Origin of the sequence: Brevibacillus nigriterrae, from assembly GCF_049846925.1 — a bacterium.
GTDB lineage: Bacteria > Bacillota > Bacilli > Brevibacillales > Brevibacillaceae > Brevibacillus_H.
In genome coordinates this window covers 66256-79500 of record NZ_JBNCMT010000017.1, presented here as the reverse complement: position 1 = coordinate 79500, position 13245 = coordinate 66256, and the positions used below count along the sequence as shown (strand labels likewise).

The following is a 13245-nucleotide window of genomic DNA, read 5'->3' as shown; positions in this document are numbered from 1 at the left end:
TTCATTCACCTGCTCTTTCGTTTGAAGATATGGAAAAAAGTAAGCGTACCTGGGCAATAAAATACAACGAGCCACAAATGATTAGGATATCTTCCGAATGCTCACTTGTTTTTTTCCAGTCACGCAAGAAGGAATTCCAATCAGATACAAGTGTGATCTGATCTGGATTCACTCCACCCGAGATCCATTGTTCCTCCAAATGGGACATGGACGCTGCTCGGGGGAAATCAAATGTTGTCAAATAGAATTGCTCAACGGGAACCCGTTCCCATGCAGATGCCATCTGGGGTAAGGGTTTGTCAGCAAGTGCAGCAAGTAGAACATGCACCCGCTTGGATGTCGGAACAATTGGTGTAATACTTGCGGTTAAAGCCTGCATGCCTTCCACATTGTGTGCACCATCAAGAAGAATGAGCGGTTCACTCTGAACAACCTCTAATCTTCCTGGCCACGTTGTTTTTTGAAGCCCTCTGCCAATATCTTCATTCAAAAGGTGATAGGCATAAAACTCTCTCAACAAATCAATTACCATTAAGGCAACCGAAGCATTGTGTAGCTGATGTTTGCCGTTCATGTGGAGCAAATAGTTTTCGCTTTCTCGTCTGAATACACTGTTGTACGTAAATCGCTGTTCCCCAAGCTTTTGCTGTTGTTCCAACGACGTGTAAGAGAAATCGCTTCCCATCCGATACAAGGTGCTTTTCTTCTTACTGGCTGTCGCTTCCATTACCTGCATACATTCATCCTGCATCTTCCCAACGACGACAGGAACACCCGGCTTGATAATTCCAGCCTTCTCTCTAGCAATTTGTTCGAGAGAGTCACCCAGAATATCGGTATGGTCCATCCCGATATTGGTAATCACAGAGACGAGCGGGTGGACGACATTCGTCGAATCCAATCGTCCACCAAGCCCTGTCTCCCAAACAATAACAGACGGGCGCACAACCTGGGCAAAATAGAGAAGTGCCAGTACCGTAATGACCTCAAATTCCGTTGGAGAGCCATAATCCGTAGAAGATGCACAACGTTCCACGAGAGGTTGGAGTTCGCCAACAAGTGAGACAAGGTCTTCGTGTGAAATCATCTGCTTGTTATAGCATATCCGCTCCCGGAAGTCGACCAGATAAGGGGAAGTAAAAGTACCCACACTGTACCCCGCTTCCATTAGCATATGCGTAAGGTAAGCGCAAGTGGAACCTTTTCCATTCGTCCCTGCCACATGGATAAAGGCGAGTCGACGTTCAGGATGATCAAATTGATTTAATAGCCATTGTACTCGCTCCAGACCTGGCTTCTGACCAAACTTATGCAAGCTGTGAAGCCATTCGGTTGCTTCTTCGTAGGAAATTAATGGTTCAGCATTCATAACGGTATGACTCCAATCTGAAAATTATGCCGGAAGACAACTCTTATGCTTATGCTTTTAACTCAGCTAAACGAGCAATCACTTTGTCACGCTTATCCATATAACCGGCCATTTTCGCCTTCTCTTCTTCAATTACCTTCTCTGGTGCCTTGGCGACAAAACCTGGATTATTCAGCTTCTTCTCAATACGCTCTACTTCTCCACGCAGCGTATCCAGTTCTTTTTCCAGACGCTTCAGTTCCTGTTCAATGTCAATCAATCCTGCAAGAGGCAAGAAAATCTCTGCTCCTGTAATCACGGCTGTCATCGCTTTTTCTGGCGCTGCCAGTTCCGCACTGATTTCCAGACGCTCTGGATTGCAGAAGCGAGCGATCAGGTCCTGGCCTCGTGTCAGGCGATCCAGTGAGCTAGCATCTCCTGGCTTGATCATTAACTCAATCTTTTTGGACATCGGTACATTCACTTCTGCACGGATGTTGCGAACACTGCGAATCACTTCCATCAAAAGTGACATCTCTGCTTCCGCTTCCTGGTTCTTCCATGCTTCATTAACTGTCGGCCAGCTCGCAACAGTAATACTTGTTCCCTCATGCGGCAGAGCTTGCCAAATCTCTTCGGTAATGAACGGCATGAACGGATGCAAGAGGCGTAATGTCTGATCCAAAACGGTGACCAGTACTGATTGAGTCGTTTTCTTCGCTTGTGCATCATCGCCATACAACGGCAATTTCGCCATTTCGATGTACCAGTCGCACAGATCATCCCAGATGAAGTTATAGAGGATTCTTCCTGTCTCACCAAATTCGAATTGATCCATCAAGCGTGTTACATCTGCAATCGTAGCTTGTAAACGGCTCAAGATCCACTTGTCTGGTGTCGATAACTCGCCACTTAGATCAATGTCTTCATATTTGAAGCCTTCCAAATTCATCAAAGCAAAACGGGAAGCGTTCCAAATTTTGTTGGCAAAGTTACGATTCGCTTCAACCTTCTCCCAGTAGAAGCGCTGGTCATTTCCAGGGGAGTTGCCTGTTGCCAGTGTGTAACGAAGAGCATCAGCACCGTAACGATCAATAACTTCCATCGGATCTACCCCGTTGCCGAGGGATTTGGACATTTTACGTCCTTCCGAGTCACGAATAATTCCGTGGATCAGCACGTTCTCGAATGGTTTTTGGTTGGTAAACTCAAGACCGCTGAAAATCATGCGGGCTACCCAGAAGAAGATGATATCATATCCAGTTACCAAAACATTGGTTGGATAGAAATACTTCATATCTTCTGTTTGATCCGGCCAGCCGAGTGTAGAAAACGGCCAGAGACCAGAGCTGAACCATGTATCGAGTACATCGTTATCTTGTTCGAGTCGCTTGCTTTGGCAAGATGGACATTCCGTTACATCTTCACGAGAAACTACTTCCGCATGACAATCCTGGCAGTACCAAGCTGGAATACGGTGACCCCACCAGAGTTGGCGAGAAATACACCAGTCACGGATGTTCTCAATCCAACGAAGGTACGTATTTTTGAAACGATCTGGAACGAATTTCACGCTATCTTCACTAGCTGCATTCGCCAAAGCAGCGTCAGCGAGTGGCTGCATTTTTACAAACCATTGTGTAGAGAGATACGGTTCAACAACTGCATCGCTGCGTTCACTGTGGCCAACCTGGTGAATATGCTCTTCAATCTTGAACATGACATCTTGTTCGGACAAATCTTTGATAATTTGTTTACGGCACTCGAAACGATCCAGACCTTTATATGGTCCTGCCAGATCATTCATGGTACCGGTCTCATCCATAACGGTAATTTGCGGCAAATTGTGACGAAGCCCAAGCTCAAAGTCATTTGGATCATGAGCTGGCGTAATTTTCACTGCACCGGAACCGAACTCAGGGTCTACGTAGTCGTCAGCTACAATCGGAATTTCACGACCAACAATCGGTAGGATGACTGTCTTGCCCACCATCTGTTTGTAACGCTCATCTTCTGGATGAACCGCTACCGCTGTATCGCCTAGCATTGTCTCCGGTCGTGTGGTAGCAACTTCGATATATCCACTACCATCAGCAAGCGGATAACGCATATGATGAAGCGCACCTTTTACTTCTTTATAAATAACCTCAATATCTGATAGCGCTGTACGAGCTGCCGGGTCCCAGTTGATGATGCGGTTCCCGCGATAAATCAGTCCCTTTTCGTACAAACGAACGAATACTTCACGAACGGCACGTGACAACCCTTCATCCATTGTGAATCGTTCACGGGAGTAATCAAGCGCAAGGCCCAGTTTCTCCCATTGCTCACGAATATGGCTAGCGTAGATATGTTTCCACTCCCACACTTTCTCGATAAACTTTTCACGCCCCAAATCATGGCGGGAAATGCCTTCTTCACGCAAGGTCGCCTCAACACGTGCTTGTGTCGCAATACCTGCATGGTCCATTCCAGGAAGGAACAATGTGCTGTAACCCTGCATGCGCTTGGCACGAGTGATAATATCCTGTAATGTCGTGTCCAGTGCATGGCCCAGGTGAAGTTTTCCGGTCACGTTTGGTGGTGGAATAACGATGGTGTAGGGTTTTTTGTTCGGATCACGATCCGCTTTGAAAAATTCGTTTTTGATCCAGTACGGATACCATTTGGATTCCGCCGCTTTTGGATCATAGTTTTTCGGCAGTTGATTTTCCATTTGTGTCGCAGTTTCAGTTGACATGCTATTGACCTCCTTAGGCAACATAAAAAGCCCTTCTCATCCAAAGGACGAAAAGAGCTAATCTTTCGCGGTACCACCTTTGTTAGCAAGATAACCACATAAACAACACCCAAATGGGTTGTTTGGCTCCTGCTCACTCAAACAAGATAACGGCTGTGTGCCGATCCCGCCTACTGATGTTCAACGGGATAACTCATGGGCGACCTTCAACGACTCCACCTTAGAGAATCTCGCAGCTACTGATTCTCCCTCTCTGCCAAGGCTTTTCGACCGTTTACTCTTCCCAATCACTGTTGATTTTCTTATTCATTTGTCCAAGCCGTCTGCTACTCATTATAGACAAAATTCTCGTCTCTAGTCAAATTTCCGTTTACCTGTCTAAAGCCTTAATTTCCACACCGAGTGCTTCTGTAAATCCAAGCACCCGCAAAATATCAAGGATTTCTTCCAGTATATTCACAATCTCAACATGTTTCCCCAAGGCGAGTAAATCTTTTGTTGTAAAGAAAAGACTGCCAATCCCAGCAGAATCAACGAAAGTTACATCACGAAAATCGAGTGAAATATTTTGGTTGCGTTCTCCTACCGTCCGAATTAAACTTCCTATTTGTTCACCAACAGACATGTCTAATTCGCCTGTGAGGTAGATCGTGGCACTTTGATCAGCCTCTTTCACTTGGTAGTCCATTATAATGTTCCCCTTTCGGTATGGTTGAAGCAGGCCGATGGTAGCTATATGTTTCATTTCCCGTTTTCTGCTGCATTCAAACGATTTTTTCGATTCTTATTTCGAGAACGACCTTGGTTCCTTGCAATGAACTATTGATTAATACTTTGTCAGCGAAGGTAAGCATGGCATGAAAACCTGCTCCAAGTGAATTGCGCGTGGTATAGCCTTGCTTGAGTGCGATTCTTTGGAGTTGATAGAGTTGAAGGCCTTTTCCTTGATCATATATGACGACACGACACACCATTTCTTGGGGTGATACATAAAAGTCAATTCGATCGCCCTGTCCATGCAACAGAGTATTCGTTGCCGCTTCATTCACAGCTACCGTTAAGGGGAGAATTTGGCGGTGTTCCATTCCATATGTAAGCAACAAATTTTGTAAAGTGTTGCGAACCGTCTTTAAATCCTCTGCTACGCGGATCAGACAGGAATCTACCTTTTCACTTTTCAAAAAAAGCTCGTATAATTCTTGATCCTGTATTAACTCCAGCTTTCCGTTTGTGAAAATTTGTAAGAGCGACTTGCATGTTTCCCATTCTAGTTTCCTGCGTTCGTGTTCTTTTGCGATCACTTCGGTAATGTTAATCATTCCGATTCCACATGTGTTTGTTTCGAGGGGAATGATGTGTACATCAAAAATTTGACGCTCATTGGAAAAAATCAACTGATCACGCAATGGCCTCTTCTCTTGCATCGCTTGATGGATCAATTGCATCAATTGGTCTTTTTCTTCTGTTCCTAACATGAGATTGCCAAGTGATCTCAGATACCCCTCTTGCCACATAAACATGTAAAGCTCCTGGAGCTGATGCAAGATAGCAAGCTTGTCCAGTTCATGCCGAATTAATTGGCGTTCCTGCTCAGAAGTGTCGTTTGGCAACACCTCAGGCTCCAACTCATGTGTCATGTGCCATGATTGGAATTCTTCAAGCATCAATCGTTGAGAGTACTCTTCTTTTCTCAAAACTTTCTCTATATCAAATACCTGATAGCCGGCATCACGCATTCCGCCTATCGTCGATCCAATAATTCGGAAATCCTTGTCCAGTTGAATTTCATAGCGTCCAGGAGCCACGGAAGATTCAATTTCCACCAGAAGCGTTACACGACTAATTGCTTTCAAATGTGCATGTACCTCAGCTTTAGTATCCAAATGAAGCATATTCACAGAACGAGGAGGAACTACCTTTTTTGCGTTTTCACCTGCACCCAGAAGAGTCATGCATCGATCACACTGCGGATTTGTTGGGCAACTGTCACACAACCTCATTCCCTTGCGCCTCCTCCTTTATAGGTTCCTCTTTTGAACACCCAGTATTAACACCGTGATGTCATCATGTTGCTCTACCAAGCCAGTTTCATTCCAGATCATTTGTTCAATTTCATTAATGAGATCGGTAACATCATTTTGAATAAGTGCCGACAGACGTTCGAGCCATTGCTCAATTCCATTGACATCTTTTCGGGACAAATTCATCAATCCATCGGTATACATAAACAAAGTAAAATCTTCTTCTATCAAGATTTCTTCGCAATCATAAACAGCTTCTTCTGTAAGCCCAAGACCGATTCCTCTTTTACAAGGCAAGATCATTTGCTTGGATTTAGACAGATAAATGGGCCCTGGGTGCCCCGCTCGACTTGTACGAAGAACGCCTTCAACCTGATCCAGTACAGCAACAAACATAGTTACAAACGATCTGGTTTTAGACAAGTCTTCATGAAGAAGCCGATTCAATCGAGCTAATATTTCATCCGGTGTATGACAAGTCTGCACAACGGCGCGAAACAGACTTCGAATACCTGTCGTAAGCAAGCTTGCAGGTACGCCATGACCGGAAATATCAGCAATTAAATAGCAACTGTATCGATCATCTATTTCCACATAATCAACATAATCTCCTCCCACAAAATCCATCGGAATGTAGACTGCCTTCGCTTGTGCCATAGGCAAGACGAGACGTTCTTTTGGAATGAGCGAGTATTGAATTTTGGAAGCCAGTGCCATTTCCTGCTCGATCAGGCGAAGTTCCAAGTCCTGTCTTGATTGAATACAACGATGAAACAGACGGCATACATGTAAAGCAAGTTGCTCAACAACGATTTTTGGTTCTTCTTGGCATGTCCCTTCTGCCTCAACCACCAAAAAGCGCGGAGTTAAAGGTGAATCTTTCAGTTCATCCACGATCAATTTCACAAAAACCGAGTCCTCACTAGCTACTTTTTTATGAACGCCCTGAGTGATTTCAAAGTAACAGTGCCCGTTCTCCGATTCAAGGGAAAGACGCACATAAGTAAAGCCATTCATTGTCATGTACCAATGAATTACATATTCCTGAATTAAGTCATGAACATTATCGTAGGTAATCGTTTTGACATTCTGTTCATTGCTTTTTTGGAGTAGCTTCTCAAAACGCTTTTTTCCTATCAACGCCCGAGATAAAGAAGCGTTCTGTTTCTGCAACTGTTCTACGTTTTGGGCGAAATGATTCTCAAGGTTTTGAGAGATAGACAGCAGGTCTTCCAAATTCATGCGATTGTTGCGTCTTGTGATAAGTCCGCGAATGAGCAGCAAGATCAGGAAAAGGATCATACCTGCGAGATACATCTGATCCGGAATTTTCATTGATAACAGGAAAATTACAGTGATATAGACAAATGTCCAATTCACACGTTCATCACGCAAATGAAAGTTCAGCTTTTCGTACAAATAATGGCTATCTTCTGAGACAAGCACCTTTTTATCTTCAATCAGCTTTCTGCGATCACAAACAATGATAAGTGTGAAAGCAATCACGCCAATCGGGAAAAGGACTTCTCCCGGTACATACGAAATCAATGAATCCACCAGGATGAATAACAGGCAACCGATCAAAAGCAAGCTGTTATTGCTGCTTACCCGCTTGTTCCAGCTTGCTGCAAAAACCATGAACCAACTGCCGAGAATAAAAAATATCGTCTGGAATTGTAAAAGAAATTGCAACAGCAGACTGTCACTGGAATTACTCCAACAGGTATATTCCCCAGAAAAGTAAATGGCAGCCAACAAGGCAATGTCAAAGCCATTTTTCCAACGATCAAAATATAAATGTGGCGGCAAAGGAAATGCCCGAAATGCTAGTAGAAGAAACAGATTATATATAAAAGTAGTAATAGTTGCTGCACTGCGATAGAGAGGATCGGGATTTAAATTAAGTAGCTGGCTGAATCCCCACAGGAGAAGAGCGGCACCAAGCATAAAGGAAAAGTCGTACCATCTTTTGATGGAGACCAAATGACGGGAAAACAACAGCAAGTAAAGTGCTACAACTAGTCCAAGAATAAATAGCAGCGTATACCAGACCACTTGGCTTTCCTCCTTCTCTTCATGAATGATGTATCACTCAAACTAATTCCCATTCTAAGGAAAAGTGAAACATCAAGCCAGAAAAAAAACAAAAACCTGCACATTTGGCAGGTTTTGGCAACCTTTATTCTGGAACAACTTTCCCATTTCGAATTTGAATCATTCGTTCTGTTTTTCCTGCTAACTGCAAATCATGCGTCACCATCAATATTGTACAGCCTTCTCTGTGAATATCTCGGAATAACTGCATGATGATTTCCGCATTCTCTTGGTCAAGAGCTCCTGTCGGTTCGTCAGCCATCAACAAGTCTGGACGATTGATCAATGCTCGGGCAAGGGCAATTCGGCGTTGTTCTCCCCCACTCAATTGAAAAGGCAGGTGGTCTCTTTTTTCCTGCAAGCCAACCCTCTCTAACAACTCATCCACTCGCTTGTGGTCTTCTTTGTTGTACCTCATCTGCACGGTTTTCGGTAAAATGATATTTTCCCACGCTGTCAGTGTCGGTACCAGGCTGGGAAACTGATAGATAAACCCACATTTCTCTGCCCGCAGGTAAGTTCTCTCTTTCTCGGTGGCGTGGCCCATCGCTTGTCCATCAATCCACAGTTCTCCTTCTGTCGGTCGATCAAGAAGTCCTGCAATCGCCAAAAATGTCGATTTGCCACTTCCAGATGGACCGACTACAGAGACAAATTCGCCGCGGTCTATCGTAACGGTAATATCCTGAAGCGCAGAGACATATTGCTCCCACGCAACCATATAGCGTTTACCGATCCCTTCCATCCTGATCATATTTTACTCCCCTTCCCGTATGGCTTCGTATGGCTCCACTTTCAAAGCACTTCTCACCGGGAAGAAGGCAGCCAGGATGGCAATTAACGTTGTTGCCGCCGTCACGATCAGTCCGATTCCAACACCTGAGAAAATGTTAGGGAATAACAGTGGGAGTTTGACAATTTGCAAAATGAGTGAGCGATTGTCATACAGCATGGCTGCGCTGATTACCGATCCAACTGCCCCACCGATAAGGGAGGCCAATCCTGCTTCCCACAAAAGCAACTTGTATGTAGTGCCCCTTGTCGCACCCATCGCACGGATCATACCGATTTCTTTTCGTCGCTCACTAATAATGGCAGAGAACATGGTTGCTACTTGCATCCCACTCATAATGATCATCAGTGCAATCATGGTGTAGCTGAGAAACTTAACCGGGAATAATTGTTTGACCAAGGCGTCACGCAATCCGCTTCCTTTCACCACATCCACAGGTAAGTTCATTCGCTCGATTTGACGCTTGACGAACTCTTCTGTACCCGGCTTTGTTTTGATCAACAGAATGGAAACGTCATTCGGTGCTATCTTCAGCTCACTATTCTTTTGTGAAGCTAATTTTTTGGCGGTATCAAGCCGCATAAATATCGTATTATCCGTTCCCATGCCGGTAGGAAACAGCACGTTCTGAACCAGAAAGGTCTCGTTAAACAACACTACATTCTCTTGTGTAGATTGATAGTCGAGATGATAGATAAAATTCTTGCCTCCTGCTTCAGCTCCTATTAGCAGATCAAACGGTTTGAATTCACGGTCACTAGCCGTCCATGCTTTTAGCGTAAAATCTTTTTCGGGATCAAATGCTACTATCGGAAAATCACCTTCTACACGACAACAAACGGTTCGCACGGTTTCCAGATAGAGTTGTGGAGCCACTCGTTCCACTTCTGGCAGGCTTTCGATTTTTGGAATAATATCGTCTTTCATATAAAACTTGGTAGGAATACCCGAAACCATCATTTCACCTGCTTGCATACCGAATCCGTCCGGTACTACAAGCAAATCGGCCCCGAGGCGAGAACTGGACGCTGTTACGCTCCGTTCCATCGAATAAAGAAAAAAGTAACTAGCAAACAACAAAAAAGCCGTCATCGCTGCACTTCCGGCCAAAAGCACGGTACGTGCAGGTTTTCGCTTCAGATTGCGCCACGCGACAGTAGTAACTTTCTGCATATAGATTTCCTCCAATGATCCATTGAACAGCAACTAAACGATCATTCACGTTTAGAATCGGCGCATCAGAATACGCAAAACCCAAATACCCAATCCTCCCAGACATATAAACCACAGGATGTGATAGATCAATTCTGGTGTTTTTATCATGGTATCATCTCCTAGCTGCGAAAAGGTTCCATCTCGTTCTAGACTTATTCTAGCCAATATCAGACAGAAAGTACATCTTCGAACTGGGAAGATGTACTTTCTGATAAAGGCAGTAATATCTTGAGAAGATATCTACTTATTTTAAAGTTTTCAGGAATTCAACAACAGCTTTGCGCTTGTCTTCTTCCAGACTTGCTTCAAAGGCAGGCATGCCGCCTTTACCTTTGGAGATCAGTTCAAATGTTTGATCTGGGCCACCCAATTTGTCTACTACGCCATGAAGGTCAGGACCAACTCCACCCTTGAAGTCTTGTCCATGACATGCAGCACAGTTCTGTGTCACGATTTTCTTACCGGACTCAGCATCAATGGTAACTGCAGCTCCTGCAACTGATTTCGTTTCGTCAATTCTGTCAGCCAACAATGCATACGATACAGCCCAAACCGCGAGAGCTACGTAAACAACGATTAGAAATTTAGGAATCGGTGCATGGCCCGCTTGATCGTGGTCATGGTTACTCATGTCGCTCTCCTCCTTATTGTTTTGCCGGTTTAAGGCTCATCAGATAGGCAACAAGATTGTTCAAATCTTCATCATTCAAATAGTTGTACTTCGGCATGATTGATCCTGGTACAACTGCTTGTGGATCGATCAAGTGCTGTTTGTTCCAGTCAGCACTGGTACGCATACCAACCCACATCAAGTCTGGGCCTGTACGGTTTGAACCGAACAAGTGTGGTTTATCATTTACATAGTCGCCTGGTTGCGTAACAGGACCCAGGTTAGAGTTAAGGTCTGCTGCAACTGAACGAACTACTTGTGTATGGCAAGTATTGCAACCTTCACGAATATATACTTGTCGCCCTTTTGCTTCAGGGGAATCTGGAGCATAGTTGCGTGCTTCCGCATTAGCAGTCGGTTTAACCATCTCATCATCGAAGAAAGGCAGGATGATGGTGGCAAACACGCCTACTGCAAACAGGAAGAGGGACGCAAGAAAGATGCGAAGAGCGCTGTGTTCCATGATCTTTCCTCCTAGCCGACAACCGTATTAGGCTGCCACCGTATTAGATTTAGAAACAGGTGTACCTTTTTTCACTGTTAACCAGAGGTTAGCTGCGAAGAAGAATTGACCTGCGATCATCATAGTACCACCGATTGCACGGATAACGAGCAATGTTTTTACTTCGTTTACTGTTTCCATGAATGGTGTTCCGTTGATCCAGCCGAAGCCTTGGATCAGACCTGCAGTCCAGAGAGAGAATGCGAAAGTCAAGAATCCGATTACAGACAGGTAGTAGTGCCATTCACAGAAAGCTTTGCTGTAAAGCTGACGTCCAGTCATGCGTGGAATTGCATAGTACATGAAGGCAAAACCAACGAATGAGAATGTTGCAAACGGAGCCATGTGAGCATGACCTGCTACCCAGTGAGTGAACTTAACAACGGCACTAACTGCCATTAATGATTGGAAAGGACCTTGCAAACAAGTCAATACATAGAAGATAGAGGCAGTGGCGATGAATTTGAGCGCAATGTCGTTTTTCATCTTGCCCCAATTACCTTTAATGGTACCGAAAATATTAGCTACTACTGTCCAAACTGGAATGATCAGAAGAATAGACGGAATGATACCCGCTTTCATCAACCAAAGTGGAATTGGTCCGTTAACCAAGTGGTGAGGACCGTTCCAAACGTAGAACGTCGCAATTGTCCAGAAACCGATCAAGGACAGTTTATGGCTGTACAACGGTTTTCCAGTCAATTTTGGCAATAGGTAGTAGATTTGCGCAATACCGAGAGTTGTGAACCACAGACCCAAGGCATTGTGACCGTAGAACCAGTTCATGTTAGCTTGTGCAGCACCACCAACCAGTTCAGAAGGAATGTTTCCAACGATGTACAAAAGTGGCAACCATACGAGTGATCCAACAGTATACCAGATCGATACGTAGAGAAGCTTCTCTTGACGTTTGGCAATCGTCATAAAGACGTTCACAGCAACGAGGATAACAGTTACTGCGATAAGCAAGTCAATTGGGAGAACCAACTCGGCATACTCGACACCTGTTGTAATACCCATAGACAATGTTACAACTGCAAGAACAATAATAAGATTCCAAAGAATACCTGTAATATGACCCAATTTCTCACTATGCAGTGGAACACGGCAGAGACGTGGGATCATGTAGTACATTCCGCCGATAAAGTTGGTGGTCAGCCATGCGAAAAGAACACCGTTCGTATGTATTGGACGAACGTGACCATAGGTTAAAAATGTTGTTCCGCCTAAGAAATCTGGCCACATCTGCTTCAAGGCAACAACAAGCCCCGCGAGCATGGAGATGATCAGCCATAAAACTGAGGAGTACCAGAAGTGCTTCGCTGCACTATCAGGTGCGTTGCTGAACATATACAATTCCCTCCCTTGGTTAGTACAATTCTTTCAGTCAAAAAGCTAGAATAGTAGATTTAAGTTCACCACTCCCTAACTAGTTTAACAAACGTTTCCCCTATTTACATGTTATTAAACATAAATAAGGTGCGAATGTTTCTTTGTGATTTTTTTCACATATTGACTTACAAAATTAGTCTAATTCTAGTTTAATAAAAAATCAACACCCTGAGTTTGGAGGAAATGTGACGAAAATCATAGATCCTTATCCTTTTTTGTTCACTCTTGCCGGAAATTCCGCATATTTTAGCAAGAGGTGATTCCAAATGCGACATCGTTGGAAATATAACCCAACTTATATTAAGATTAAATGCCATGCCAAAGAAATCCTGCTTCCGTTAATCATTTTTCAGTTTATTCGTACATTGCTGATTCCAGCATCGTTTGATGTGATCGTTTTGGGGTTGTTTGCGCTCAGCTATATCGCCATCGTCATGGACTGGATCTAAGAGGAAGTATAAAAAAGAAAA

General features: G+C 44.1%; 11 protein-coding genes and 1 other annotated feature. Of the genes, 1 reads left to right on the top strand and 10 read right to left on the bottom strand.

What is annotated here, in order from left to right:
* Nucleotide 1 precedes the first annotated feature (1 nt).
* The 10 genes from ACPW7N_RS14045 to ACPW7N_RS14000 all read right to left on the bottom strand — a co-directional run bounded on the left by ACPW7N_RS14045 (nt 2) and on the right by ACPW7N_RS14000 (nt 12733).
* Complete coding sequence (locus tag ACPW7N_RS14045) at nt 2-1369, bottom strand: bifunctional folylpolyglutamate synthase/dihydrofolate synthase (RefSeq protein ID WP_425651731.1); 1368 nt, start codon at nt 1367-1369, stop codon at nt 2-4.
* A 49-nt stretch (nt 1370-1418) separates the two neighbouring features.
* Entirely contained in the window at nt 1419-4088 is a 2670-nt protein-coding gene (locus ACPW7N_RS14040) for a valine--tRNA ligase (RefSeq protein WP_425651730.1), read from the bottom strand.
* A 40-nt stretch (nt 4089-4128) separates the two neighbouring features.
* Nucleotides 4129-4388, bottom strand: a binding site (T-box leader).
* Nucleotides 4389-4458: 70 nt separating this feature from the next.
* Nucleotides 4459-4776 carry an STAS domain-containing protein gene (locus ACPW7N_RS14035; protein ID WP_425651729.1) on the bottom strand — a complete coding sequence of 106 codons (318 nt, stop codon included), beginning with the start codon at nt 4774-4776 and terminating at the stop codon, nt 4459-4461.
* A 76-nt stretch (nt 4777-4852) separates the two neighbouring features.
* Nucleotides 4853-6088, bottom strand: a complete 1236-nt coding sequence (locus tag ACPW7N_RS14030) for an ATP-binding protein (RefSeq protein WP_425651728.1) — start codon at nt 6086-6088, stop codon at nt 4853-4855.
* 18 nt (nt 6089-6106) lie between these two features.
* Nucleotides 6107-8164, bottom strand: a complete 2058-nt coding sequence (locus ACPW7N_RS14025) for a PP2C family protein-serine/threonine phosphatase (RefSeq protein ID WP_425651727.1) — start codon at nt 8162-8164, stop codon at nt 6107-6109.
* A 124-nt stretch (nt 8165-8288) separates the two neighbouring features.
* Nucleotides 8289-8957 carry an ABC transporter ATP-binding protein gene (locus tag ACPW7N_RS14020; protein WP_425651726.1) on the bottom strand — a complete coding sequence of 223 codons (669 nt, stop codon included), beginning with the start codon at nt 8955-8957 and terminating at the stop codon, nt 8289-8291.
* Between the two features lie 3 nt (nt 8958-8960).
* Nucleotides 8961-10169 carry an ABC transporter permease gene (locus tag ACPW7N_RS14015; RefSeq protein ID WP_425651725.1) on the bottom strand — a complete coding sequence of 403 codons (1209 nt, stop codon included), beginning with the start codon at nt 10167-10169 and terminating at the stop codon, nt 8961-8963.
* Between the two features lie 286 nt (nt 10170-10455).
* Nucleotides 10456-10842 carry a c-type cytochrome gene (locus ACPW7N_RS14010; RefSeq protein ID WP_425651724.1) on the bottom strand — a complete coding sequence of 129 codons (387 nt, stop codon included), beginning with the start codon at nt 10840-10842 and terminating at the stop codon, nt 10456-10458.
* 13 nt (nt 10843-10855) lie between these two features.
* The gene (locus ACPW7N_RS14005; RefSeq protein WP_425651723.1) at nt 10856-11344 is read right to left on the bottom strand and encodes a cbb3-type cytochrome c oxidase subunit II; all 489 of its coding nucleotides are present in this window, start codon (nt 11342-11344) and stop codon (nt 10856-10858) included.
* A gap of 27 nt (nt 11345-11371) precedes the next feature.
* Nucleotides 11372-12733: a cbb3-type cytochrome c oxidase subunit I gene (locus ACPW7N_RS14000; protein ID WP_425651722.1), complete on the bottom strand. Its 1362-nt coding sequence runs from the start codon at nt 12731-12733 to the stop codon at nt 11372-11374.
* Nucleotides 12734-13041: 308 nt separating this feature from the next.
* Here ACPW7N_RS14000 and ACPW7N_RS13995 point away from each other — a divergent pair, with 308 nt between their 5' ends.
* On the top strand, nt 13042-13224 hold the full coding sequence (locus ACPW7N_RS13995; RefSeq protein WP_425651721.1) for a hypothetical protein: 183 nt from the start codon (nt 13042-13044) through the stop codon (nt 13222-13224).
* Nucleotides 13225-13245 lie beyond the last annotated feature (21 nt).